Below are 26463 nucleotides of genomic sequence, written 5' to 3' on the forward strand. Positions count from 1 at the left end.
GTGTATGATCATCGCGCCTATCCCTGTGCTACGAGGTCCGGTGGTGCGGCCTCGATCAACTGTTCAGGTTGGGTACTGCAACGCGGGCGAGGACCAAGCCGGAAAACGGCCTCAAGGGGCCTGGGTGCACACGGTCTCTCGCCCGCACCCATCCTGACACAGTCTAACTACACAGGGTGCACGGGCATCCTGCCCGTTCTTGGAAACGCAACATTCACGGGAGAAGAAGAACGGGCAGGATGCCCGTGCACCCGGGTAAGGCCGACAATCCTCCAGCATTCGGAGGCGGCGGCTCCACAATCGCGATTGTCCTGCATCCGGAAGTTTATATAATAAGCTTCCGGAAATCATTGAATGAAAGTCAGGCATGGATAAGCCCGCCAAGACACCCGATCTCATCGACAGCAAAGCCGTGAAGGAACTGGTGGCGGCGCGCGCTTTGCGCGGAGCGACCGTGCTGGGGCGACCGGGCGGCTGGGGTGTGTTGGTACGCTACGGCAATGCCGAGCGCGCCGTCGCGGGCCAGAAATCGCGGCGCATGCGCCTGTGGCGCCATGCCGACAGCGCCATCGGCTTCGTGCGCAGCGAACTGGGCATGGACTGTTTCGACGTCGATGCGCAGGATTATCGCCCCGACGAAAGCGGGCGCCGGCGCCCGGATGCCTCGGAGCGGTTGAAGCGGCAGCAGGCGGTCATCGAGCATGATCGCTGGTTCCGCAGCCAAGTCCAAGATGCGATGAATGCCATAACAGAGGGAACGAATCCTCTGGTGGCTGAAGATGACCTGGCGAAGCGCCTCGGCTCACTCCGCGAGACTCTCAAGCGCAAGGCGGGCTGAACGATGCGAATCGTTTGGCGCGAAAGCGCGCTTGCGGATGTCGAGCGGGCGATCGGCTACATTGCACTGGAAAGCCCGAGGAGCGCAGAGCAACAACTGAGCCGCATCGAGCATCACGTACAGGTCCTCGTCGATCATCCGCGCATGGGCCGTGTCGGGCGTGTGACCGGGACGCGGGAACTTGTGGTCCCTCGAACGCCCTTCGTGATCGTCTACAGCCTGGGTGAGGACGTGGAACTGATACGTATCCTGCATGGTGCGCAACAATGGCCTCCGGAAGCTGAAGCCTGACACCTCTTGTCATCGCGGCGATCGCGCTGTTTATCTCTGCCCCATGGCGCATCGCCCGAATCTCCTGACCATCGCCCCCGGCTCGCCTTTCCTGGAAACGCTGGTCGACGCCCTGCTGGATGGAAGGCTGGTGCCGGGCTTCGCGCCGCGCGGGGACCCGCTCGCGCTGGCGAGCGCCACGCTCTATCTGCCGACCCGCCGCGCCATCCGCGCCTTGCGCGGCATCTTCCTCGACAGGCTGGGGAGCGAGGCCGCGCTGCTGCCCAATCTGAAGGCGCTTGGCGAGATCGATGACGACGAGGTCGCCTTCGCGGATGCGAGCGACGACCTGCCCGAACCAGTCGGCGGGCTCGACCGCCAGGTCGCCTTGACGCGCCTGATCCTGCAATGGAGCGCGGCGCTGAAGCAGGCCCTTCTGCCTATTCCGGGCGAGGAGGGCGCCGAGCCCCTGCTGATTCCCTCTTCGCCCGGCGACGCGGCAGGGCTTGCGGCCGAACTCGGCACTTTCCTGGATGGCCTGCAAATCGACCGGGTGCCGCCGGAGGCGATCCTCAATCTCGGCGAGAGCCATGCCGGGCTCTACGACAAATATTGGGACATCACGCTGCGCTTCCTCGAGATCGCCACCCTGCATTGGCCCGAGCATCTCAGGGAGATCGGCTGCAGCGACGCCGTTCTGCTGCGCAATGCCCGTATGGAGCGCGAGGCCGCCAGGCTTGCCGAGCGCCCCAAGACGGGCCCGGTGATCGTGGCCGGTTCGACCGGCTCCATCCCGGCCACCCGCGACCTCATCAAGGCGGTGGCTGCCCATCCCCAGGGGGCCGTCGTCCTGCCGGGGCTCGATCTCGACCTCGACGCCATCGGCTGGAACGCCATCGGCAAGGGCGAGGGAGCCCCCGGCCATCCCCAGGCCGGGCTTGCCGCTCTGCTGGCCGATATCGGCGCAGAACGCGCCAGTGTCACCGAACTCGCCGCGCCGCCGGCGCCCTTGGCGCTGCGTGCGGCCCTGGTGTCGCAGGCGTTGCGTCCGGCGGAGACCACGGATCTGTGGGCCGGCCGGCGCCATGCCGATCCCGCGGCGGTGGCCGAGGCCTTTGCGGGCGTCGCCCTCATCGAAGCAGCGCATGAAGGCGAGGAGGCCCTGGCGGCCGCCCTGGTGCTGCGCGAAGCCCTGACGGTGCCCGGCTGCAAGGCGGCGCTGGTGACACCGAACCGCCAGCTTGCCGAGCGCGTGGTCGCCGAACTCGGGCGCTGGGGCATCGAGGCGGACGACAGCGCCGGCCAGCCGCTGACGCAAACCCCGCCCGGCCTGTTCGCGCGCCTGGTGCTCGACGCCGCGCTGCATGATTTCGATCCCATCACCCTGTTGTCCCTGCTCAAGCACCCGCTCGCGCGTCTCGGCCTGCCCCGCGCGGATCTGGAGCGGGCGGTGACGGCGCTGGAAATCGGCGCCCTGCGCGGCCCCAGGCCGGCCGGTGGCCCGGCCGGTCTCGTGGCGGCCCTGGCGCTCGGCAAGGACTCGCTCGGCGATCCCCATTGCCCACCCGCTCGGCTGGTCCTCGGCGAAGAGGATTGGGCCGGAGCGGAGGCAATTATCGAGGCCCTTACCATCAGGCTCGAACCCTTCGCGGCGTTGCTGCGCCAGTCCGATCCCCTGCCGGCTGCCAGCTTCTTTGCTGCGCATCGCGCCGCCGTCGAGGCGCTGGGTGAAGCGGCGCCGGACGAAACCGATGCGCTCGGGGAAGGCGAGGCGGGAGAGGCGCTTGCGGGCTTCCTCGACGATCTCGGCACCATCACCCCCGAGGCCCTTGCCTTGCCGGCGCATGAATATCCCGGCCTGTTCGCGGCCCTGATCGCCGGGCGCTCGGTGCGGGGCGGCGAGCCCAAGCATCCGCGCATCGCGATTTACGGCCTGTTGGAAGCTCGTCTCCTGCCGGTTGACCGGTTGGTGCTGGCGGGGCTCGACGAGAGCGTCTGGCCGCCCGACGTCAAGACAGATCCCTGGCTGAACCGGCCGATGCGGGCGGCGATCGGCCTCTCGCCGCCGGAAAAGCGTATCGGCCTCGCCGCGCACGATTTCGAGCAGGCGCTCGGCTATGGCGACGTGGTGATCACGCGCTCGCTCAAGCGCGGCGGTTCGCCCAGCGTGCCGTCGCGCTGGCTGCAGCGGCTCGGGGCCTTCCTGGGCCCGACCTTCGACGCCATGCGCAGGCGGGGCGAGCATTATTGCGCCCTCGCGCGCCAGCTCGATGCGGCGGAAGGGCCGCCGCCCGTGCTCGGCGCGCCCAAGCCGACTCCGCCTCTCGCCCTGCGTCCGACCCGCCTGTCGGTCACCCAGATCGAGCACCTCGTGCGCGATCCCTATACGATCTACGCCCGCCACATCCTCAAGCTCGAACCGCTGGACGAGATCGCCATGCCGCCCGGAGCGGCTGAAAGAGGCACGCTGATCCATGGCGCGCTCGAGCGTTTCGCCGCCCTGTGCGCCGATGGCGTGCCGCCGGATGCCCTCGCGCTGATGATGGCGATCGGCGAGGAGCTCTTCGTCCCCCTCGCCGATTTTCCCGAGGTCCTGGCCTTCTGGCGGCCGCGCTTTGCGGCCATCGCCGAATTCCTGGTGGAATGGGAGCGCGAGCGCCGGCCACGCCTTGCCCGCGTGCTCAGCGAAATTCCCGGCAAGCTCGCCTGGCCGACCCTGGCCGAGAGATCCTTCACCTTGTCCGCCCGCGCCGACCGCATCGAAGTCGCTGCCGATGGCCGGGTCGCCATCCTCGACTTCAAGACTGGCCAGGCCCCGACGGCCAGGCAGGTCGAGACGGGGCTCGCGCCGCAATTGGCGCTGGAAATGGCGATGCTGCTCGAGGCCGGTTTCAGCGGCGTGCCGGCGCCTCAGGCGTTGGGCGATCCTGCCATCGTGCATCTTGCCGGCGGCGGCAAGGGGCCGAGCGAGAAACCGCTGATCTTCAAGGACACCACGCCGATCGAGGTCGCCTTGCAGAGCCTCGAACGGCTCAAGGCGTTGATCGACCGCTTCGAGAATGAGAAGATGCCCTATGCCTCGCTGCTGCACCCGATGTTCAAGGGGCGGCGCTATGGCGATTACGACCATCTCGCCCGGGTGCGCGAATGGTCCGTCAGCGCGGAGGAAGCATGACCCCGCGCAAGCCCTCTGTCGACACGGTTCACAACCAGCGCCTGGCCTCCGACCCCTCGCTGTCGGCCTGGGTGTCGGCCAATGCCGGATCGGGCAAGACCACCGTGCTGACGCGGCGTGTCATCCGCCTTTTGCTCGCCGGGGTCGATGCCTCCGCCATCCTCTGCCTCACCTTCACCAAGGCCGCCGCAGCGAACATGCAGAACCGCATCTTCGCCACGCTCGGCCAATGGGCCGTCGAGGAGGAGGGCAAGCTGGTCGCCGCGATCGAGGGCATCACCGGCTTCAAACCTGACGCAGCCGGCCTCAAGCGCGCACGCCAGCTCTTCGCGGCGGCGATCGAGACGCCCGGCGGCCTGAAGATCCTCACCATCCATGCCTTCTGCGAGCGTGTGCTGCACCTCTTCCCCTTCGAGGCCAATGTCCCCGCACAGTTCTCGGTGCTGGACGACAGGGCCGCGCGCGAATTGCTCGACACGGCCCGCACCAGCCTGATCCTGGAGGCGAACGCGCATCCCGAAGGCGGGCTCGGCCGCGCTATGGCGCGCCTCCTGGAGGATACCGGCGAGGGCGCCTTCGACGGGCTGCTCGCCGAGATCACCTTCGAGCGCGAAGCGCTGCGTCCCTTCCTGGGCGAGAAGGGCGCCGCGGACGCCCTCGACCAGTTGCGCGGCCTGCTCGAACTGGCGGAGGGCGAAAGCGTCGCCGCGATCGAGGCCGAGATCGACGAGGCCTCGATCCCCTTCAGCGAATGGGCGGCGATCGAGGCCGCTATGCGGGACTATGACGGCAAGCGCATCCTCGATCTGGCCGACAGGCTCGGCGCTGCCATCGCGGCGGCGCCGGCACGGCGTGCCGAGGCCTGGCGCGCTATCTACCTCACCGGTGCCGGCGAGGCACGCTCGGCCAATGCCTTCCTGGTCAAGGATTTCGCCAAGGACTACCCCGCCTATGCCGAGCAGCTCCTTGCCGAGCTGGAGCGCATCGCCGGGCTGCTGCTGCGGCGCAAGGCGGCCTCGGCCTATGAGCGCAGCGAGGCGCTGATCACTGTCGCTGCCGCCCTCCTCGGTCGCTACAAAGCCGGCAAAGTCATGCGGGCGGCGCTCGATTTCGACGATCTCGTGCAGAAAACAGCCGAGCTTCTTGGTAGGGCTGAATCAGCATGGGTACACTACAAGCTCGATCGCGGCATCGACCATATCCTGGTCGACGAGGCTCAGGATACCAGCCCTGCCCAATGGCATATCATCGCCAAACTGGCAGAAGAGCTCACCTCTGGCACAGGCGCGCGCAGCGAACGGCGCACCATCTTCGCGGTGGGAGACGAGAAGCAGTCGATCTTCTCGTTCCAGGGCGCCGCGCCGGCGGAATTCGCCCGCATGCGCAGCCATTTCCGACGCAAGGTGGATGAAGCCGAGGAGCGTTTCGAGGCGATCGAGCTCAAGCAGTCCTTCCGCTCGACGCCCGACATCCTCAGGGCGGTCGACCATGTCTTCGCCGCCGCCGACAATCGCCGCGGCCTGTCTTCGGACGACGTCGCCACCGTGCATGAGACCGTGCGGGCCCTCGATCCCGGCCGCGTCGAGGTCTGGCCGGTGGAAAAGCCGCAACCGGCGGCCGAGATCACCGCCTGGGACGCGCCGTTCGACGAGACGCCCGTCACCAGCCCGGTGGTGCGGCTGGCCCGCAAGATCGCCGCCGAGGTCGCGAACCTGATCCGCGAAGGTGATCCCGCAACGGGCGCGCGCTACGATGCCGGCGACGTCATGGTGCTGGTGCGCAGCCGCAACGCGCTGTTCGAGGCGGTGATACGTGCCCTGAAATTCGCCGGCGTGCCGGTGGCCGGCGCCGACCGCATCGTGCTGACGGACCATATCGTCGTGATGGACCTGATGGCGCTCGCCCGTTTCGTGCTGCTGCCGGCCGACGACTTGACACTGGCGACGGTGCTCAAGACCCCGCTGATCGGGCTCGACGACGAGGATCTCATCCGCCTGGCGCCGGGCCGCAAGGGCACGCTCTGGACCGCCCTGGGCGAAGCGTCGCGGGAGGATGAGCGCTTCGCCGCCGCCTTTGGCCGCCTCGCGGCCTGGCGCGCGGAGGCGGCCGGCAAGACGCCCTTCGCCTTTTTCGCCGACATCCTGGCGCGTGATGGCGGCCGGCGCATCATGCTCGCCCGCTTCGGCGCGGAGGCCGCCGATGCGCTGGACGAATTCCTGCGCGTGGCCGGCGACTATGAGCGGGCCAACACCGCCAGCCTGCAGGGCTTCCTCGCCTGGCTCGCCGAGGCCAAGGCCGAGATCAAGCGCGACATGGACGTGGCGCGCGGCGAAGTGCGCGTGATGACGGTGCATGGTTCAAAGGGGTTGGAGGCGCGGGTCGTCATCCTGGCCGACACCTGCAGCGCGCCGGACGGCCGGCACGATCCCAAGCTGTTTTTCCTGCAGGCGCCGGGAAAGCCTGCGGGCAGCGAGATCCCGGTCTGGTCGCCCAGCAAGACTGCGGACCCGGCGCCGGTCGCCGCCGCCCGCGATGCGATCCGGGTCGAGAACGAGGCCGAGCATCGCCGCCTGCTCTATGTCGCCCTGACGCGGGCCGAGGACCGGCTGGTCATTGCCGGCTTCGAGGGGGCCACGGCGCGGCGGCCAGGCAATTGGTACGACATGATCGCCGACGCTTTGCGCGAGGCAGGCGCCAGGGTCGAGCCGGACGGCGAAGGTGAGAGGCTGGTCTATGAGCCGACACCGCGGCGTGCGGTCGAAGGCCGGCCGGCAAGGGATGAGGAAGCGGCGGTGCCGGCCCCGGCCTGGCTGCGCCAGAAGGCGGTGGCGGAGCGGGCGGAGGAGGTCGCTCTCAGCCCGTCCGAGACGGAGCATCCCGAAGAGTTGGCCGGGTTGGCAGGAGCCTTGCCGGCCGATCCCCGCACCCTGCGGCGGGGGGCGTTGATCCACGCTTTGCTGCAATATCTGCCCGATATCGAGGCGCCGGTACGTCGCGACCAGGCCCTCGCCTTCCTCGGCCGGGCGGCGCCGCAATGGCCGGAGGACCACCAGGCCTGGGCCGAGGAGGCCCTGGCGGTGCTGGCCCTGCCTGATCTCGCACCGCTCTTTGCACCCGGCAGCCGCGCCGAGGTTGCCCTTGCAGGCCGCATCATCAGGCCGGGCCGGGCCGACTATGCTGTGTCCGGGCGAATCGACCGACTGGCCGTCGGGTCGGACACGGTCTGGATCGTCGACTTCAAGACCAACCGCCAGCCGCCGCGGGGGCTCGACGCGGTGCCGCAGGCCTATCTCGGCCAGCTCGGGCTCTACCGGCACCTGATGCTGCGGCTCTATCCGGGCAGGGAGGTGCGGGTCGCCCTGGTCTGGACCGCGACGGCCGCGATCTCGGAATTGCCGGCAGAGCGGCTGGAAGAGGCCGTGCAGGTGATTGTGGGGTGATTCCATACGCGGTGCGATACCCCTCATCCGGCTGCCGCCACCTTCTCCCGCAAGGGGAGAAGGGACTCGGGTGGTTCAAGTCGAGTTCAACCGGAGGGTCTTAAGGTGCCGCATCCAGAGCCCAATAAGCTCCCTTCTCCTCTTGCGGGACCCGGCACTTTCCTATGGAAGTGCCTTGGGTGGCGGCAGCTGGACGAGGGGAGAGGCTCCATCTAAGCTGCTCCCACCTGCCTCACCGGCCTGATGATGCAATCGCGTGTCTGGTCGAGCTCGTCGAGTTCGGCGGCGTGTCGCTGTCCCCAGTCGCACAGGGCCAGCAGCACCGGTTCGAGGCTCTGGCCGAGCGGGGTCGCCGAATAGTCGACGCGCGGCGGAACCTGCCGGAAGATCTCGCGATGGACGAGGCCGTGCTCTTCCATCTCGCGCAATTGCTGGATCAGCACCTTCTGGCTGATCTCGGGCACCAGCCGCTTCAGTTCGGACAGGCGCTTGGGGCTGTCCAACAGATAATAGAGGATCACCGCCTTCCAGCGGCCCGAGATCACCTTGAGGGCCCGCTCGACCGGCAGCATAGGCAGGCGCTTGATCAGCTCCGTCATGGTTACCTTCGGGTCTGTATGGCACGAAAGAGTGTGTAGAGACGAGAAGGAGAATAGCACAGAACCGGGGCATTCGAGACCAGCATCCGGTGATCCCATGCAAGCCATTCGTTTGAGCCGCTTCGGCGCTCCCGACGTCCTCGAGCCCGTCGAACTGTCCGTCCCCGCTCCTGGCAAGGGCGAGGCGCTGATCCGCATGCAGGCAGCGGGCGTGAACTATTTCGAGGTGCTGATGCGCCAGGATCGCTATGCCGTGACACCCGGACTGCCGATGGTGATGGGTGTCGAGGTGGCTGGCGTCGTCGAGGCCCTCGGCCCAGGCGCTGCGGGGCCGTCGCCCGGTACGCGCGTGGCCGCGCCGCTCTTCGCCATGGGCCGGGCCGGCGGCTATGCGCAGTTCGCCCTGGTCGACGCCGCCTTGCTGGTGCCGCTTCCCGAAGACTTGTCGTTCGAGGCGGCAACCGCCCTGATGGTGCAGGGCCTGACCGCGCTTCACCTTCTTCGCCGCAGCCCACCGGCAGGCAAGTCGATCCTGGTCAACGCCGCGACCGGCGGGGTGGGATCGCTGCTCGTCCAACTTGCCCGCAATGCTGGTGCGCGGCAGGTGATCGCTGCCGCCGGTTCGCCGGAGAAGCTCGATCTTGCCCGTTCCCTCGGCGCCGATGCCGGCGTCGATTATCGCAGCGCCGGCTGGGTCGACCAGGTGCTGGCGGCGACGCAGGGAGGTGGCGTCGACATCGTCTATGACCTTGTCGGCGGGGCGCAGACCGGTGCCTGCCTGGAAGCGCTCGCTCCAAGCGGCGAACTCGTCTGTGCAGCCATGGGACGGTTCGAACTCGGCCGGCCGGAGATCGAAGCCCTGCTCGGACGCAACCAGTCCGTGAAAGGTTTCGCCCTGCTGCCCCTGCTGGCGCCCGATACGCTGCGTGCCGATCTTGGCGACCTCTTCGCCCAGGCCGAGGCGGGCTCGCTCGAGGTCACGATCGGCGGCCGCTTCCCGCTGGCCCAGGCCGCCGAGGCGCATGAGAGCGTGCAGTCGCGCCGGAGTATGGGGAAGGTTGTCCTGATCCCCTGACGACGAGCCTCAGCCCAGCAGCAGGCTGTCGTCGTCGAGCTGTTCGCCGCGTACCTTGCTGAACAGCTTCAGCAGATCGGGGACATCGAGGCCCTTGCGATGCTCGGCGTCGAGATCGAAGGCGACCTGGCCTTCATGCAGCATCACCGTGCGGGTACCGTAATCGAGGGCGTGGCGCATCGAATGGGTCACCATCAGCGCGGTGAGCTGCTGTTCCTCGACGATCTTGCGGGTGAGTTCCAGCACGAAGTCGGCGGTGCGCGGATCAAGCGCCGCCGTATGCTCGTCGAGGAGCAGGATCTTCATGCCTGTCAGCGTCGCCATCAAGAGGCTGACAGCCTGACGCTGACCGCCGGAGAGCAGGCCCATGGAATCGCCGAGGCGATTTTCCAGGCCGAGGCCGAGCACGGAAAGCTTGTCGCGAAACACCGCGCGGCGGCTTCCGCTCAGCGAAGCGCCGAGACCGCGCGAGCGGCCACGCGCGAAGGCGAGTGCCATGTTCTCCTCGATCGATAGCCTCTCGCAGGTGCCGGCCATCGGATCCTGGAACACGCGTGCGATCAAGCTGGCGCGGCGCGGCGTCGGCCAGCGCTGCACGTCGACGCCCTCGATGACGATGCGGCCGCGCTCGGCCTGGGCATCGCCGCTCAGGACGTTGAGCAGCGTGGATTTGCCGGCGCCGTTGGAGCCGATCACGGTGACGAACTGGCCGGTCGGGATGGTCAGCGAAAGTCCCCGCAGCGCCCGGTTTTCCAGCGGCGTTCCGCGGCCGAAGGTGACGTGGATGTCCTTGATCTCGATCATCGCCGCCTCCTTACTTGGACGCTGATTTCGGCGCGGGCGAGAAGATCGCGCGCAGGCGGGGGAACTGGCTCGGCAGGATCAGCGCCAGGCCGACCAGCACCGAGGTCACCAGGTTCTGATCGCTCGAATTGAGCCCGATGGTGCGCGACCACTCGGAATTGAGCGCCAGCGCGATGGCGAGGCGATAGAGGATGGCGCCGACGATGCAGGCGACCAGCAGCCAGGCGATCGAGCGAGTGCGGAACAGGGTTTCGCCGAGGATGACGGCGGCGAGGCCGCCGACGATGGTGCCGGTGCCGAGCGTGATGTCGGCAAAGCCGCTGGTCTGGGCGAACAGGGCGCCGGCGAGGGCGACGAGGGCGTTGGAGATCGCCATGCCGACATAATTGTGCAGCTGGGTGGAGACGCCCTGCGCCCGCGCCATGCGCGGATTGGCGCCGGTCGCCCGCATGGCGAGGCCGAATTCGGAATTGAGAAACCAGCTGAGCAGCGCCCAGACGACCAGCACGATCACGCCGAGCATCCAGACCTTGAGCTGATAGGAGGGCGGTGCCCAGCCCAGGATCGCCGTCAGATGGTCGCGCGTCCAGGTTACCAAAGTCTCCTGGTTGAGCAGGGGAACGTTGGGCTTGCCCATGATGCGCAGATTGATCGAGTAGAGCGCCGTCATGGTCAGGATGCTGGCCAGCAATTGCAGGATGCGGAAGCGGATGTTGAGCCAGGCCGTCATCGCCCCGGCCAGGGCGCCGGCGACGATGGCCAGCGCCGTGGCCGAGAAGGGATCGAGGCCGGCGACGATGGCGGCGGCGGCCGTCGCGGCGCCCAGGGGGTAGGAACCGTCAACCGTCAGGTCGGGAAAGTCGAGCACCCGGAACGACAAAAACACGCCCAGCGCGATCAGCGCATAGATCAGGCCGATTTCAATCGAACCGATAAAAGCGAAAAGGCTCATGCATCAATCCCAACGGAATAGCGGGTCACGGGTGAATTGCGACGGCCCTGGTGCTCGACCGATCGGGCGTCATTGCGAGCGTAGCGAAGCAATCCAGGACCGGAATGCGTTGTACGCGGATGTGTGGATTGCTTCGCTACGCTCGCAATGATGCATGAGTCAATCACTACCGCCCGCGGATACTACTTTGCGACGTCCTTGGCACGAGCCAATACGGCTTGCGGCAGGGGCGCTCCCATCTTCTCGGCTGCCTTGGAGTTGACGACCAGGCTGACGCCCTTGGAGTTCTCGACCGGGATGTCGCCCGGTTTCTCGCCCTTGAGGATACGGGCCGCGACATGGCCGGCCTGGCGGCCGATCTCGAACTGGTCGAGGCCGAGGGCGGCGACCGCGCCGCGTCCGACGCTGTCGGGATCGCTGGCGAACACCGGAAGGCGGCTGTCGAAGCCGACCTGCAGCACCGATTCCAGCGCCGACACCACCAGATTGTCGTTAGGGATGTAGATCGCATCGGCCTTGCCCACCAGATTCTGGGCAGCCGAACCAACGTCGGAGGATTTGGTGGCCGGCGAGGGCAGGATCTCGAAGCCGCGTTCACCCGCCAGCTTGCGCAGGGCCTCGATCACCGACAGGCTGTTGACCTCGCCGGAATTGTAAACGACGCCCACGACCTTGGCCTTGGGCAGGACTTCCTTGATCAGGTCGAGCTGGCCGGCAGCCGGCGGAAAGTCGCTGACGCCGGTGATGTTGCCACCGGGCTTGTCGAGGGTCTTGATCAATTGAGCGCCGAGGGGATCGGTGACCGCGGCGAAGACGACGGGGATGTCCTTGGTCGCCGCGGCGACGGCCTGGGAGGAGGGCGTGGTGATCGGCACGATCACGGCCGGGGCCTCTCCGACGAATTTCTGGGCGATCTGGGCGGCTGTCGCCGGGTTGCCCTGGGCGGATTCGTAGAGGACGGTGATGGCCTCACCCTCGGCGTAACCCTTGTCCTTGAGGCCGGCCTTCACGCCCTCGCGGATGGCGTTGAGCGAGGGATGCTCGACAATGGCGGTGATGGCGACCACGGGCTTGTCCGCGGCAGCGGCCGCCTGGATCAGGCTGCCTTGGGCCAGGCTGGCGAGAAGAGCGGCGGCAAGGCCGAGGGAGCGGAGGGGGATCATGGCGCGGCGTGCTCGGAATGGGTTGATCTTACGAGGGCGGCCGCGCGTGGCGCGGCCGCTTTTCCGGTTATACGGATCCGGATTACTTGACGGCGGTCACTTGACGACCGTCTTGGCCTTGGCGACCAGATCGGCAGGCAGCGTCACACCCATCGGACCGGCGGTCTTCTGGTTGAGGAAGAGGTCGGTGGCGGAGGGAACGGCGACGGGAATGGCGCTGGGCTTTTCGCCCTTGAGGATACGCACCACCATCTCGCCGGCCAGGACGCCGGACTTGAAATAGTCGACGCCGATGGAAGCCACCGCGCCGCGCTCGACGCCGTTGGTGTCACCAGAGAAGACGGGGATCTTGTTTTCTGTACCGACCGTGATCACCGCTTCCAGGGCCGAGACCACGAGATTGTCGGTGGGCACGAAGATGGCGTCGGCCTTGCCGATCAGGCTCTGCGCCGCGGCGCCGACATCGGCCGACTTGGTGGCCGGTGCCTCGATCGTCTCGAAGCCGAGGGCGGCGGTTGCCTTTTTCATATTCTCGAGCTGCACGACCGAATTGGCCTCGCCCGGATTGTAGATGAAGCCGATCTTCTTGGCGTTGGGGGCGATCGCCTGGATCAGCTTGAGCTGGTCGGGCATCGGGGTCGCATCGGTCACACCGGTGACGTTGCCCTCGGGCTTGGCCGGATCCTTGACGAGCTGGGCGGCGACGGGATCGGTCACGGCGGTGAACACGATCGGAATGTCCTTGGTGGCGGCCAAGGCGGCCTGGGCCGACGGCGTGGCGATGCCGACGATCACGTCCGCTTTCTCGCCGACATATTTCTGTGCGATCTGCGCGGCAGTCGCCGGGCTGCCCTGCGCCGTCTCGAACTGGAAGTTGAGGGTATCGCCATCCTTGTAGCCGGCATCCTCCAGCGCCTTCTTGACACCGTCACGGGCGGCATTGAGGGCCGGATGCTCGACGATCGAGGTGACGGCCACGGTCTTCTTGTCGGCAGCAAAGGCGACGCTGCCGAGGAGGGCGAGTGCCACGCCGGCTACGAGTGTCAAACGATTGATACGCATGTGGTTGTTTCCCCCTTGCTCGCGAATTTCCCGCCGGGTGACGGCCATTCGGGGCTTGTAAGGCACAACCGATCAACCAAACGCTGCGGCAATGCAAGATGCTCATGCGCCGGAAAGGGGAAAAATTCACCAAACAAGCAAGGGCACCCGTTTAGGCGCCCTTTTTGGAAAGATTATTAAGCTGGAACGGTCCAACGCGAAATCTTGCCTGTGTATCGCTGGTACCAATTTTGCTGCCCGAACAGCTTTCGGCCGAGCGGTGTCAGGTCGGCCCTTGCAATCTTTTCTTCGCCGACGGTGCTGCGGTCCGAAGACCGGCACACCAGTTTGACGCGCCTTTCCCGGTGTGCCGGTCTTCAGACCGGCATGGGCCTCCGATGTTGGCGAGGGGCCTGAAAAGAAAGGGCGCGAACCCTGAAGGTCGCGCCCTTTCTGCAATCGTAGTGGTTCCGAGAGCCGGCTGAAAGCCGGCGGTCCCGGGCTTACTTCTTCTCGGTGCGGGCGCGCAGGGCGGCGCCGAGAATGTCGCCGAGCGAGGCGCCGGCGTCCGAAGAACCGTAAGCGGCGATCGCTTCCTTCTCTTCGGCCATTTCCAGAGCCTTGATCGAGACCTGGACCTTGCGGGCCTTGCGGTCGAACTGAATGACGCGGGCGTCAACCTTTTCGCCGGCAGCGAAGCGCTCGGGGCGCTGATCGGCGCGATCGCGGGCCAGATCGCCACGGCGGATGAAGGCCGTGAGGTCGGTGCCGGTGATCTTGACGTCGATGCCACCTTCCTTGACGTCGGTGACTTCGCAGGTGACGACCTGGTTCTTCTTCAGTTCGCCGGCATCGACGAAGGGGTCACCCGCAAGCTGCTTGATGCCCAGCGAGATGCGCTCCTTCTCGACGTCCACGTCGAGCACCACGGCCTTGACCATGTCGCCCTTGCGGAAGTCGTCGATGACCTGCTCGCCCGGACGGTTCCAGTCGAGGTCGGAGAGATGGACCATGCCGTCCACGTCGCCGTCGAGGCCAATGAACAGGCCGAACTCGGTCTTGTTCTTGACTTCGCCTTCGACCACCGAACCGTTCGGATGCTTGTCGGCAAAATCTTCCCAGGGATTGGAAAGGGTCTGCTTGAGGCCGAGCGAGATGCGGCGCTTGATCGGGTCGACCTCGAGGATCTGCACTTCCACTTCCTGCGAGGTGGAGACGATCTTGCCGGGGTGGACGTTCTTCTTGGTCCACGACATTTCGGAAACGTGGATCAGGCCTTCGATGCCCGGCTCCAGTTCCACGAACGCGCCGTAGTCCGTGATGTTGGTCACGCGGCCGGTGAACTTGGCCTGCAGCGGGTACTTGGCGTCGATGCCCAGCCACGGATCGGCCTGGAGCTGCTTCATGCCCAGCGAGATGCGGTGCGTCTCGTGGTTGATCTTGATGATCTTGACCTTGACCTGCTGGCCGATGGTCAGAAGCTCCGTCGGGTGGTTCACGCGGCGCCATGCGATGTCGGTGACATGCAGGAGGCCGTCGATGCCGCCCAGGTCAACGAACGCACCGTAATCGGTGATGTTCTTGACCACGCCGTCGACCACCTGACCCTCTTCGAGGTTCTGGACGATCTCGTGACGTTGCTCGGCGCGGCTCTCTTCGAGGACCGTGCGGCGGGAGACGACGATGTTGCCGCGGCGGCGATCCATCTTGAGGATCTGGAAGGGCTGCGGAACGTTCATCAGCGGGGTGACGTCGCGGATCGGACGGATGTCGACCTGGCTGCGCGGCAGGAAGGCCACGGCGCCGTCGAGATCGACGGTGAAACCACCCTTGACCTGGTTGAAGATGACGCCGTCGACCTTTTCATTGGCCTCGAACGACTTCTCCAGCTTGATCCAGCTTTCTTCGCGGCGAGCCTTGTCACGCGAGATGACGGCTTCGCCCAGCGCATTTTCGATGCGCTCGAGATAGACCTCGACCTCGTCGCCGACCTTGAGCGCGCTGTCGCGGCCCGGGCCGTTGAATTCCTTCAGAGCTACGCGGCCTTCGGTCTTGAGGCCGACATCGATGACCGCGAGGTCCTTCTCGATGGCGACGACGATACCCTTGACGACCGAACCTTCGGCCATATCGCCGGTGCCGAATGCTTCGTCGAGCATCGCGGCGAAATCTTCACGCAGCACGTTTTCCTGTACGGACATATGTTTTCCTGGCGCCGGCGGTTGGTGTTGATCATCGTTTCCGGAAAGCGGCAGGGCTGCTGGAGCAGCCACAGGCGGAGTGTTTTGAGAAAAAACACACCCGGCCGGCGCAAGGCCCGCAAGGCGGAAACGTCTTTCTGGTCTATTTTTCGAACGCCCGTCACATCTGCAATGACGGCTGAGCGTCAGATGGGCGGTTCCATATCAAGATGGAAGGGGCGGAGCAAGGCAAAAGGCGATTTTTTGCCGTTTTCCGGCCGGGAATCCTGCAAAAAAAGCCGAGGGACGCAGCGAGCGGGCGAGCGGGCTCCGATTAGTCCGGCATCGCCTGCTGCAGCACGCTGGGGGCGCCCGTGCGATAGTCCTCGCGCAGGGGATGGAAGACGTCCATCGTCCGGCAGGCCGTCAGGGCCCGGCCGGAATGCGGGGCGTTGGGTGGCACCACGGCGACCATGCCCGGCTTCAGCACCGTGGTAAGGCCGTCGACGGTGACTTCCAGCTCGCCTTCGAACTGATGCACCACCTGTTCATGCGGATGGGAATGCAGGGGCAACGTGGCACCGGCATCGATCTGCCAGAGCACGAAGGTCATCGCGCCCGAATGCATGAAACGGCCGTGGAAGCCGGGAATGACCGTGCGCGGTTCGATCTTCTCCCAATCGAAGAGGGTGTCGGACATGGAAATCTCCTGGATGCCTGTGATCCCGGAGTTCACGCCTTTTCGCGCAGGCTTTCCAGGGCCTTCTTCACCAAGGGATCGATGCCTTCGCCGCCGGCATCCAGATGCGCAAAGATCTGGTTGCGCATGCGCGGCTCCCAGAATTTGCGGATATGCTCGGCAATACCGGCGACCCGCACTTCCTCGCGCTGGGACGCGAAGAACAGGCCGATCTGGTTGGCCATCCTCACCAGCTTGGCGGAGGGGTCATGTGCGTGGCCCTCATGCGCGGCTTCATCATGCGACATGGGCGAGTTTCTCCGGAACGATACGGTGGGGATGGGTGAAGATCTCGAAGCCGTCGGAGCGGGCGATGCCGACCAGCGTGATGCCGGCCTCCTCGGCGGTACGGATGGCGAGGGCCGTGGGGGCGGAGACCGCCACCACGATGGAGGCACCCATCGCGGCCGATTTCTGCACCATTTCCACCGAGATCCGGCTGGTGAGGACGACGATGCCCGGCAGGCCTTGCGGTGCGGGGGCGATGGAACGCCGGGCCAGCGCGCCGGCGAGCTTGTCGAGCGCATTGTGCCGGCCGACATCCTCGCGCAGGGCGACGAGGCCGTCGGCTTTGGTCCAGAAGGCTGCAGCGTGCACGGCGCGGGTCTGCTGGTTCAGTATCTGGGCGGGCGCGAGTGAAGCGAGGGCGGTTTCGATATCGGCGGGTGACAGCTTGAGGTCACCGGCGACCGGCTGCGGCTTGCGTACCGCCTCGGTCAGGCTGTCGATGCCGCACAGGCCGCAGCCCGTGGGACCGGCCAGCATGCGCCGACGGGCGGCGAGCGCGGCGCCTCGATCGCCCTTCAGCCACATACGAAGTTCGACACCTTCCTCGTAATCGACGCGTTCGAACTCGGTGACGTCGTCGAGCGAGGCAATGATGCCTTCGGTGAGGGAGAAGCCGTAGGCGAAGTCCTCGAGATCGACAGGACTTCCCATCATCACGGCATGGGAACCGCCATCATAGACCAGCGAGATCGCCATCTCCTCGGGAACCATGCGCTCGCCTGGCGTGAACATGCCGTCACGCCAGGCAAAGCGGGAGATGGTGCGGACGGGATCGGTCATGGTGTTCTTCTCCTTCTCCCCCTGTGGGAGAAGGTGGCCGAAAGCCGGATGAGGGGTTGGATCAACCTCTCAACCCCTGATTTCAGCAATATGATCTGCATAGGTCACGAGACCCCTCATCCCCCTGCCGGGACCTTCTCCCGCAGGGGGAGAAGGGTGCTGTCCTCACTCCGCCGCGATGCGACGCGAGTTCTTCGCCATCGCCTCATATTCCTCCTGCCATTGCGACGGGCCGTTGGAAGGCATGACCTGAACCGCCGTCACCTTGTATTCGGGGCAATTGGTCGCCCAGTCCGAGAAGTCGGTGGTGATGACGTTGGCCTGCGTCGAGGGATGGTGGAAGGTGGTATAGACCACGCCCGGCGCCACGCGATCGGTGATGGTGGCCCGCAGCGAGGTCGAACCAGAGCGGCTTTCCAGGCGCACCCAGTCATGCTCGCGAATGCCACGCTGCTCGGCGTCGTGCGGATGGATTTCCAGCACATCCTCCTCGTGCCACATCGAGTTTTCGGTACGCCGGGTCTGCGCGCCGACATTGTACTGCGACAGGATGCGGCCGGTGGTGAGCAGCAGAGGGAAGCGTGCCCCGGTGCGCTCGTCGGTCGGGATGTATTCGGTGACCATGAAGCGGCCTTTGCCGCGGACGAAATGGTCGATATGCATGATCGGCGTACCCTCGGGCGCCTTGTCGTTGCAGGGCCACTGCACCGAGCCGTCCTGCTCCAGCTTCTCGTAGGAGACGCCGGCGAAGGAGGGTGTGAGGCGGGCGATCTCGTCCATGATCTGCGAGGGATGCTCGTAGGGCATGGGGAAGTCCATGGCTTCGGCGATCAGCAGCGTGATCTCCCAGTCGGCATAGCCGGCTTTGGGGGCCATCACCTTGCGCACACGCTGGATGCGGCGCTCGGCATTGGTGAAGGTGCCGTCCTTCTCCAGGAAGGAGGAGCCGGGCAGGAAGACATGGGCGTAGTTGGCGGTCTCGTTCAGGAAGAGATCCTGCACGACGACGCACTCCATGGCGGCCAGGCCCGCCGTGACATGCTTGGTGTCCGGATCGGACTGCACGATGTCCTCGCCCTGCACATAGAGGCCGAGGAACGAACCCTCGACGGCGGCGTCGAGCATGTTGGGAATGCGCAGGCCGGGTTCCTTTTCCAGGTGCACGCCCCAGAATTCCTCGAACATGTGGCGCACTTCATCGCCGGCGATGTGGCGATAGCCGGGCAACTCATGGGGGAACGAGCCCATGTCGCAGGAGCCCTGCACGTTGTTCTGGCCGCGCAGCGGGTTCACGCCGACGCCGCGGCGCCCGATATTGCCGGTGGCCATGGCGAGGTTGGCGATCGCCATCACCGTGGTCGAGCCCTGGCTGTGCTCGGTGACGCCGAGGCCGTAATAGATGGCGCCGTTGCCGCCGGTGGCGTAGAGGCGAGCGGCGCCGCGTACCAGTTCGGCCGGCACGCCGGTATATTTCTCCACTGCTTCCGGCGAATGCCTGGGATCGGCGACGAAGGCGGCCCAGTTCTGGAACTCGTCCCAGTCGCAGCGCTCGCGCACATAATCCTCGGCGACCAGGCCTTCGGTGACGATGACATGGGCCAGCGCCGTCACAATGGCGACATTGGTGCCCGGCAGCAGGGGCAGATGGTAATCGGCTTCGACATGCGGCGTGCGCACGATGTCGGTCTTGCGCGGATCGATGACGATCAGGCGGGCCCCTTCGCGCAGGCGCTTCTTCATGCGCGAACCGAAGACCGGGTGGCCGTCCGTCGGATTGGCGCCGATGACGACGATGACGTCGCTGTCCTCGACCGAATCGAAGTCCTGCGTGCCGGCGGAGGTGCCGAAGGTCTGGCCAAGGCCGTAGCCCGTCGGCGAATGGCAGACGCGGGCGCAGGTATCGACATTGTTGTTGCCGAAGCCACCGCGGATCAGCTTCTGGACAAGATAGGTCTCTTCATTGGTGCAGCGCGAGGAGGTGATGCCGCCGATCGAGGCCTTGCCGTGCTTGGCCTGGATGCGCTTGAACTCGGAAGCGGTGTAGGCGATCGCTTCTTCCCAGCTCACTTCCTTCCAGGGATCGGTGATCTTGGAGCGGATCATCGGCTTGAGGATGCGCTCCTTGTGAGTGGCGTAACCCCAGGCGAAGCGGCCCTTGACGCAGCTATGGCCGCGATTGGCCTTGCCGTCCTTGTAGGGCACCATGCGCACGACTTCCTCGCCGCGCATTTCGGCCTTGAAGGCGCAGCCGACGCCGCAATAGGCACAGGTCGTCACCACCGAATGCTCGGGCTGGCCGATCTCGATCACCTTGTTCTCGGTGAGCGTGGCCGTCGGGCAGGCCTGCACGCAGGCGCCGCAGGAGACACATTCGGAATCGAAGAAGGCTTCGTCCATGCCCGGCGAGACGCGGCTTTCGAAGCCGCGGCCGGAGATCGTCAGCGCGAAAGTGCCCTGTACTTCCTCGCAAGCACGCACGCAACGCGAGCAGACGATGCATTTGGAGGTGTCGAAGGTGAAGTAGGGGTTGGACGTATCCTTGTCGAGGCCGAGATGGTTGTCGCCCTCATAGCCATAGCGCACTTCGCGCAGGCCCACCGCGCCGGCCATGTCCTGCAATTCGCAATCGCCATTGGCAGCGCAGGTCAGGCAGTCGAGCGGATGGTCGGAGATGTAGAGCTCCATCACGCCCTTGCGGATCTCGGCGAGGCGCGAGGTCTGCGTCTTCACCTTGATGCCAGGCGCCACCGGCGTGGTGCAGGAGGCCGGCGTGCCGTTGCGGCCCTCGATCTCGACCAGGCACATGCGGCAGGAGCCCCAGGCGTCCATCATGTCGGTGGCGCAGAGCTTGGGGATCTGCGTCCCCATCTCCATGGCGGCGCGCATGATCGAGGTGCCCTCGGGCACCGTGATTTCCTGGCCGTCGATGGTCAGTGTGACCATCTTCTCCGACTTGGAGAGCGGCGTGCCGTAGTCGATTTCGTGGACGAGGGACATTGACTGTCTCCTTGGCGATTATTCGGCGGCGATGCGCTGGGGCGTGCCGTGGAAATCTTCGGGGAAATGGCGGATAGCCGAGAGGACCGGATAGGGCGTGAAACCGCCGAGGGCGCAGAGCGAGCCGAACTTCATGGTCTGGCAAAGGTCCTCGACCACGGCGATATTGCGCGTCACATCCTTGCCGGCGATGATCTTCTCGATGGTTTCCTTGCCCCTGACAGCGCCGATGCGGCAGGGCGTGCACTTGCCGCAGCTTTCGATGGCGCAGAATTCCATGGCGAAACGGGCCTGGCGGCGCATGTCGACGGTATCGTCGAACACCACGATGCCGCCATGGCCGATCAGGCCGTCCTTGGCCGCGAAGGCCTCGTAGTCGAAGGGCGTGTCGAAGAGTTCGCGCGGGAAATAGGCGCCCAGGGGGCCGCCGACCTGCACGGCGCGCACGGGACGGCCGGTGAAGCAGCCGCCGCCGATATCGTCGACGAGTTCGCCCAGCGTGATGCCGAAGGCGGTCTCGAACAGGCCGCCATAATTGAGATTGCCGGCGAGCTGGATCGGCATGGTGCCGCGCGAACGGCCCATGCCGAAATCGCGGTAATGCTCGGCGCCCTCGGCCAGGATGATCGGCACGGTGGCGAGCGAGAGCACGTTGTTGATCACGGTCGGCTTGCCGAACAGGCCCTTATGGGCCGGCAGCGGCGGCTTGGCGCGTACGGTACCGCGCTTGCCTTCCAAGCTTTCCAGCAGCGAGGTTTCCTCGCCGCAGACATAGGCACCGGCGCCGGTGCGGGTTTCCATGTTGAAATCATGGGCCGAGCCGAGAATGCCCTTGCCGAGCACATTGGCGCGGCGGGCCTTCTCGATGGCTGCATCCATGGCGGCGATGGCATGGGGATATTCGGAGCGGATATAGACATAGCCCTTGGTCGCACCGGTGGCGACGCCGGCAATGGCCATGCCCTCGATCAGGCAGAAGGGGTCGCCTTCCATCAGCATGCGGTCGGCGAAGGTGCCGCTGTCGCCTTCGTCGGCATTGCAGACGATGTATTTCTGTGGCCCGGCAGTGTCGGCAACCGTCTTCCACTTGATGCCGGTCGGAAAGCCTGCGCCGCCGCGGCCACGCAGGCCGGATTTGGTGACTTCGTCCACGATGGCCGATGGCCCGATGGCAATCGCCTTTTCCAGGCCCTTGAGGCCGCCATGGGCCTTGTAGTCGTCGAGGTCGCGCGGATCGACGATGCCGACGCGCGCGAAGGTCAGGCGGGTCTGACGCTTGAGGAAAGGCTGGTCTTCGGGCTTGCCTATCCGCAATTTATGGGCGCCGTCGCCGGCGAAGGCGGCGATCAGGCTGTCGGCGTCTTCCGGCTCGGCCGGGCCGTAGCCGATGCGGCCTTCAGGGGTGACCAGCTCCACCAGCGGGTCGAGCCAGGCCATGCCCCGCGAACCGTTACGGATGATCTCGATATCGAGCTTGCGGGCGATCGCTGCAACCTTGAGAGCTGCAGCGAGTTCATCGGCGCCACAGGCAATGGCGGCGGCATCGCGTGGAACGTAGATGCGCATGGTCATCGCACCACCTCTTCCAGGGCCTTGTCGAGACGCTTGGCATCGAGCCTGGCTACCAGGCGGCCGTCGATCATCGCGGCGGGGGAAATGGAGCACAGGCCCAGGCAATAGACCGGTTCGAGTGTAACGCGTCCATCCGGCGTTGTCTCGCCGAACTCGATACCGAGCTTTTCGACGAGGTGATCCGCCAAGGCTTCGCAGCCGGCGGATTGGCAGGCCTCGGCACGGCAGAGCTTGATGACATGCTCGCCGGCGGGTTCCCTGCGGAAATCATGGTAGAACGTCACCACGCCATGCACCTCGGCGCGGGAGAGATTGAGCGCTTCGGCCACCATGGGGACGGCCGGCTCGGGGACATAGCCGAAGGTTTCCACAAAGGAGTGGAGGATCGGCAGCAGCGGGCCTTCCAACGTCTGGCCTGCCGCGATGAGTTCAGCCGCGCGTGCGGTATTCCAATCTTCGTGGGCTGGCATGCCACTCTCTTTCGACTAGTTCCAGAGAGGAACAATGTGCCCTCGTTCCAACGCGATCAAGCATCAATTTTCGTCGAACGATAGAGATCTTCTATTAAGCTCCGCTCGTCACGAGAGACACTGGAAGACGGTTCGATCCGGGATCGTTCCGCAGCGGCGGACGATCCCGGATCTCCAAGAAGGTCAATATTGGTAGCAGACGCGCTGACGACGGATGCGCCAGCCATAATCGGTGTAGACCCGCACCCGCCGCCAGCGGCAGGCCGGTGCATAATCATAATAGCCGTCGTCATAATAGCCGCCGCCATAACCGCCATAGAGGCCCGGCGTCATCAGCAGGGGAGCGAGCGCGAGACCGGCGCCCCAGCCCCAGCCATCGTCACGCCAGCGCCGGCCGTAGCCGCCGCCATACCAGCGGCGATGACCCCAGCCGCCACCCCAACGACGGCCACCCCAGCCGCCACCGCCCCAACGGCGCCCGCCCCAACCGCCGCCGCCCCAGTGGCGGCCACCGCCGCCCCAGTTGCCGCCGCCATGATGGGGAAAGAAATAGCCGTTGCTGCGCGCTTCGGCCGGCGCGGTCGCTGTCATGGACGCCGCGCTCAGGGTAAGGGCCGCCAACGCGGCCACCAACAATTTACGAAACATGGAACACTCCTCGGAGAGGGAGTTCCGGCCTTCGTCGTAGCCGGGCCGGCAGGGCCTCTCCACCTGGAAATTACCTTAAGTTAACCATTAATCCAGAACAGATGAACTCTTGCTATCATCGCCGTTCATGTGGCGTTCATCTTGGCAGGCATGTCCGCCTAAGATCTTGAGATCATAGCATAAAACGGCGTGTTTGTCATCGAGGGACGAAGGGGCAGCAGGCGGAATGATTCCAGGCCCTGCTTGGGCAACAGCTTCTGCGTGCAGTGGAGACGGTGCCGGTTGCCTGCAGGCCCTCAGTCGCCGCAAGTATTCGCCTTCCGATACCACCCAAGGTAGAGTCATGGGTAGAGTCATGCCGGACACGGCCTGCGTGGAGCGGCGATCAGGCGTGGCTCGGCCGCGGCAATCGCGCCATTGCAAAAGGCGGCAATTGATTGTTTCTTTTCGCTACAAATAAACTCCGGGCCGTCGGTGAGTCGTGAGAGCGTCCTGCCGCCGGCCTGACATTCGACGGGTAGAGGAAATGCAGGGTGAGCGTTCAGCCTCGGCGCGTTCCGGGATCGTCACGGCGGGAACCTGGTGTGTCGACGGCAACAAGCTGGTTGAATATTGGCCGGGCGAGGATGGCCTCGTCGAGATCCTGCACGAGGAATCGCGCGGCGGCGGTTCGGGCTGCAACCTCGCCATCGATATCAAGCGTCTCGATCCGGACATCTGGGTGGAGACGCAGGGGCTGATCGGCGAGGACGAGGATGGCCGCCTGCTCCATGCCGAAGCCGACCGCTATGGCATCGACCGCCGCCGTCTGGTGATGACGCCGGAAGCCCGCACTTTGCACACCGATGCCTATACCTCCCAGCGCAGCGGCCGGCGCACCCACATCTTCAATCCGGGTGTGGCCTCGCTGATGACGCCGGAGCATTTCGATTTCGCCGACACGAAAGGGCGCATCCTTCACCTCGGCCTGCCCGGCGTACACAAGAAGATGGATGCCCCATGGAACGGGGATGCCAATGGCTGGCTGACCGTGCTGCGCATGGCGAAGCAGGCCGGTCTCATCACCAATCTGGAGCTGGCCACCGCTTCGCCGGCGCGCCTGCGTGAGCTGGTTCGTCCGCTTCTGGCCCATCTCGATCTCCTCATCGTCAATGACAGCGAGATGGGGGCGATCGGCGAGGAGGAGACGGTGCGGGACGATCGCACGGTGGTCGATGCCTGCATCAAGGCGGCACGCAAGGTCCTGGAGGCAGGCAATTGCCAGGTGGTGGCGGCGCATTTTCCGACCGGCGCCGTCGCCGTGACCCGGGACGGCGATATCGTTACCCAGCCCTCCATTCGCGTGCCCAAGCAGGCCATCGCCGGTGCCAATGGCGCGGGCGACGCCTTTGCTGCCGGTTTTCTCTACGGCTTCCACGAAGGCTGGGAGCTCCGGCGCTGCCTGGCGCTCGCCCACGCTGCAGCAGCGGCATCGCTGCGGTCCGTGACGACCTGCGACGCCGTCGCTCCCTGGCGCGAATGCCTGGCCCTTGCCGACGAATGGGGCTGGAACGACGGGATCGGCTGAGGTCAGAAGATTTCACCGATCTTGCGGTCGACGGCGGCATCCCGCGTGCGGAAGGTATTGGCGACACGGCGAGAGCGGTGGAAATAAGGAATCCAGATCGCCGAAGCGATCAATGCCCGGACGAGATCCTTGATATGGGTCGGATCGCTCGGCGTATTGGTCAGGTTCGAGATATAGGAATCCCCGCCCAGCTCCGCCAATGAGATCACGACCAACCCAATGTAGAAGGCTGTCATCAGGCGGGGCACGCTGGGTGAATGGGTGAAGATCCGGTAGAGGCATAGGGCGGCGAGCCCGCTCAGGGCAAAGCCTCCAAGAAGCGATGCCGCCACCGGCAGTCTCAAGGCCGCTGTCGTCTGGTTCTCGCCGGCGATGATGGCCTTCATCCCCTCCCATTCGGTGACGACGCCGTAGAGGTTGATCTTGGTGAACACCAAGGTTCCGATCAGTCCGATGATGGGCAGGATCATCCAGCCGCCGATGCCCCGTGGCCCATCCTGTACCTGCGCCGTCATGGTGTCGCTTGAATTGGCCATGTCGTTCCCCCACTGCCGTCGGGGATCATAATCGAACGGCCTCGTTCATTTGTGCAACACCGCACGGAACGCGTCCTTGCGGTCCTGTCGTGCTCGTCAAATCGCAGGAGGCTTTGGAAAGCTCGACGACCGCGCAAGCCAGGCCGTGAGCCAGGCCAAGGCCAGCAAGCACGCCATCGCCCAGGGCAGCACCGTGGCGCCCAAAGATCCGAGCAGGGCGCCGCCGGCCAGGCCCGCCACCGCAACGGCACTGTTCCAGACCGTGACGAACAGGGCCTGCGCGACATCGGCGGCCTCGCCGGCCGCCTGCACCGACGCAGTCTGGAACAGGGTCGGTATGCCGCCGGCGACCATGCCCCACACGGCCGTGACGGCCAGCACGACGACGGGAGACGTCGACCACAGGCCCAAAGCGACCGCGCAGGCGCCGAAGAGGACGAGATTGCCCAGCACCATCAGGCGCAGGCGCCGGTCGATCAAGGCGCCCACCACCCACAGCCCCGCCAGCCCGGCGAGGCCGAAGCACAGCAGCACGACATCCACGCGCTCCGCCAGGCCGGAGAGCACCAGGAAAGGCGCGATATAGGTGTAGAGCAGGTTGTGGGCGACGACGAACAGCCCCATCACGGCGAGGATCGGCCTGATGCCGGGCAGGGTCAGGATGGGCCGCAGCGCCAGGCGCTGATCCCCGCGGCGGCCGGCGAAATCTGGAAGGACGGCGAGGATCCAGCCGGCCAGCAGCAGGGCTACCACGCTCATCAGGCCGAAGGCGAGGCGCCAGCCGATCAGGGTACCGATGAAGGTGCCGGCCGGCACGCCGAGCGAAAAGGCCAGTGGCGCACCGATGCCGGTGAGGGCGATAGCCCGGCCGGCGAGACGGGAGGGGGCCATGCGGGCGGCATAGCCGGTGAGCAGCGCCCAGACCAGGCCGCCGCAGGCCCCGGCGAGGAAGCGGGCCACCAGCGTGACGGAAAGGCTCGAGGACATGGCCGTGACGGCATTGAGCGCGGCAAAGCCGATGATGGCGATGAGCAGCAGCAGCCGCCGTGGCAGGCTTTGGGTCAGCGTCATCAAGGGAATGGCGGTCACCAGCGAACCAGCCGCATAGGTGGTGACCAACTGGCCGGCGACAGCGTCGGAGACGCCGAGGCTCCCGCCCATCTGCGGCAGCAGCCCCGCCGGCATCACCTCCGTCATGATGGTGATGAAACCGGCCATGGCGAGGGCCAGCAGGCCGCCGACAGGCAGGCGATCGATGGCGGGCGAAGGGCCGCCGATCGAAACAGTCGAACTCATTGCAAGAACTCCCGAGGGAAGGCCATGGAAAGG

21 protein-coding genes are annotated in these 26463 nt (G+C 65.8%); 6 read left to right on the forward strand and 15 right to left on the reverse strand.

Annotated elements, in window-relative coordinates; all coding sequences use genetic code 11:
• Positions 1-367 precede the first annotated feature (367 nt).
• The 4 genes from ABXS05_RS22765 to addA are packed head-to-tail and all read left to right on the forward strand — an operon-like array spanning position 368 to position 7723.
• On the forward strand, positions 368-838 hold the full coding sequence (locus ABXS05_RS22765) for a hypothetical protein (protein ID WP_367625481.1): 471 nt from the start codon (positions 368-370) through the stop codon (positions 836-838).
• Positions 839-841: 3 nt separating this feature from the next.
• On the forward strand, positions 842-1129 hold the full coding sequence (locus ABXS05_RS22770; protein WP_149253385.1) for a type II toxin-antitoxin system RelE/ParE family toxin: 288 nt from the start codon (positions 842-844) through the stop codon (positions 1127-1129).
• Between the two features lie 43 nt (positions 1130-1172).
• Positions 1173-4283, forward strand: coding sequence for a double-strand break repair protein AddB (addB, locus tag ABXS05_RS22775; protein WP_367625482.1), 3111 nt, complete (start codon positions 1173-1175; stop codon positions 4281-4283).
• On the forward strand, positions 4280-7723 hold the full coding sequence (addA, locus tag ABXS05_RS22780) for a double-strand break repair helicase AddA (RefSeq protein ID WP_367625483.1): 3444 nt from the start codon (positions 4280-4282) through the stop codon (positions 7721-7723). Before addB ends, addA begins: the two co-directional genes overlap by 4 nt.
• 212 nt (positions 7724-7935) lie before the next feature.
• On the opposite strand, the gene ABXS05_RS22785 is transcribed toward addA, so the two are convergent.
• Positions 7936-8322, reverse strand: a complete 387-nt coding sequence (locus ABXS05_RS22785) for a winged helix-turn-helix transcriptional regulator (protein ID WP_367625484.1) — start codon at positions 8320-8322, stop codon at positions 7936-7938.
• A 97-nt stretch (positions 8323-8419) separates the two neighbouring features.
• Between ABXS05_RS22785 and ABXS05_RS22790 the strand changes: the two genes are divergently transcribed.
• A complete protein-coding gene (locus ABXS05_RS22790; protein WP_367625485.1) occupies positions 8420-9397 on the forward strand; it encodes a quinone oxidoreductase family protein in 978 nt (325 codons plus the stop codon).
• Positions 9398-9406: 9 nt separating this feature from the next.
• Here the strand turns inward: ABXS05_RS22790 and ABXS05_RS22795 are convergent, their stop codons facing one another.
• The 12 genes from ABXS05_RS22795 to ABXS05_RS22850 all read right to left on the reverse strand — a co-directional run bounded on the left by ABXS05_RS22795 (position 9407) and on the right by ABXS05_RS22850 (position 23031).
• Positions 9407-10201: an ABC transporter ATP-binding protein gene (locus ABXS05_RS22795; RefSeq protein ID WP_311937962.1), complete on the reverse strand. Its 795-nt coding sequence runs from the start codon at positions 10199-10201 to the stop codon at positions 9407-9409.
• A 10-nt stretch (positions 10202-10211) separates the two neighbouring features.
• Complete coding sequence (locus ABXS05_RS22800; protein ID WP_367625486.1) at positions 10212-11153, reverse strand: ABC transporter permease; 942 nt, start codon at positions 11151-11153, stop codon at positions 10212-10214.
• 182 nt (positions 11154-11335) lie between these two features.
• Positions 11336-12316: an ABC transporter substrate-binding protein gene (locus ABXS05_RS22805; protein ID WP_367625487.1), complete on the reverse strand. Its 981-nt coding sequence runs from the start codon at positions 12314-12316 to the stop codon at positions 11336-11338.
• A 96-nt stretch (positions 12317-12412) separates the two neighbouring features.
• Positions 12413-13378 carry an ABC transporter substrate-binding protein gene (locus ABXS05_RS22810; protein WP_311937968.1) on the reverse strand — a complete coding sequence of 322 codons (966 nt, stop codon included), beginning with the start codon at positions 13376-13378 and terminating at the stop codon, positions 12413-12415.
• Positions 13379-13860: 482 nt separating this feature from the next.
• On the reverse strand, positions 13861-15558 hold the full coding sequence (rpsA, locus tag ABXS05_RS22815) for a 30S ribosomal protein S1 (RefSeq protein WP_082980020.1): 1698 nt from the start codon (positions 15556-15558) through the stop codon (positions 13861-13863).
• A gap of 313 nt (positions 15559-15871) precedes the next feature.
• Entirely contained in the window at positions 15872-16237 is a 366-nt protein-coding gene (locus tag ABXS05_RS22820; protein ID WP_367625488.1) for a cupin domain-containing protein, read from the reverse strand.
• 32 nt (positions 16238-16269) lie between these two features.
• Positions 16270-16524, reverse strand: coding sequence for a formate dehydrogenase subunit delta (locus ABXS05_RS22825; RefSeq protein ID WP_367625489.1), 255 nt, complete (start codon positions 16522-16524; stop codon positions 16270-16272).
• Positions 16514-17344, reverse strand: coding sequence for a formate dehydrogenase accessory sulfurtransferase FdhD (fdhD, locus tag ABXS05_RS22830; protein WP_367625490.1), 831 nt, complete (start codon positions 17342-17344; stop codon positions 16514-16516). The genes ABXS05_RS22825 and fdhD overlap by 11 nt, the downstream gene beginning before the upstream one ends.
• Positions 17345-17509: 165 nt before the next feature.
• On the reverse strand, positions 17510-20341 hold the full coding sequence (gene fdhF / locus ABXS05_RS22835) for a formate dehydrogenase subunit alpha (protein ID WP_311937977.1): 2832 nt from the start codon (positions 20339-20341) through the stop codon (positions 17510-17512).
• An 18-nt stretch (positions 20342-20359) separates the two neighbouring features.
• Positions 20360-21913 (reverse strand): formate dehydrogenase beta subunit, encoded by a 1554-nt coding sequence (locus ABXS05_RS22840; RefSeq protein ID WP_311937979.1) that lies wholly within the window; start codon positions 21911-21913, stop codon positions 20360-20362.
• Positions 21910-22383 carry a formate dehydrogenase subunit gamma gene (locus ABXS05_RS22845; RefSeq protein WP_105863428.1) on the reverse strand — a complete coding sequence of 158 codons (474 nt, stop codon included), beginning with the start codon at positions 22381-22383 and terminating at the stop codon, positions 21910-21912. The genes ABXS05_RS22840 and ABXS05_RS22845 overlap by 4 nt, the downstream gene beginning before the upstream one ends.
• Positions 22384-22566: 183 nt before the next feature.
• Entirely contained in the window at positions 22567-23031 is a 465-nt protein-coding gene (locus tag ABXS05_RS22850) for a hypothetical protein (RefSeq protein ID WP_068293965.1), read from the reverse strand.
• A gap of 526 nt (positions 23032-23557) precedes the next feature.
• On the opposite strand from ABXS05_RS22850, the gene ABXS05_RS22855 reads away from it, so the two are divergent.
• Positions 23558-24598, forward strand: coding sequence for a carbohydrate kinase family protein (locus ABXS05_RS22855; protein WP_367625491.1), 1041 nt, complete (start codon positions 23558-23560; stop codon positions 24596-24598).
• Positions 24599-24600: 2 nt separating this feature from the next.
• Here the strand turns inward: ABXS05_RS22855 and ABXS05_RS22860 are convergent, their stop codons facing one another.
• Positions 24601-25134: a DUF2569 domain-containing protein gene (locus ABXS05_RS22860; protein WP_367625492.1), complete on the reverse strand. Its 534-nt coding sequence runs from the start codon at positions 25132-25134 to the stop codon at positions 24601-24603.
• A gap of 96 nt (positions 25135-25230) precedes the next feature.
• Positions 25231-26430: an MFS transporter gene (locus tag ABXS05_RS22865; protein WP_367625493.1), complete on the reverse strand. Its 1200-nt coding sequence runs from the start codon at positions 26428-26430 to the stop codon at positions 25231-25233.
• Positions 26431-26463: the final 33 nt, after the last annotated feature.

Source organism: Labrys neptuniae (genome assembly GCF_040797145.1).
Lineage (GTDB): Bacteria > Pseudomonadota > Alphaproteobacteria > Rhizobiales > Labraceae > Labrys > Labrys neptuniae.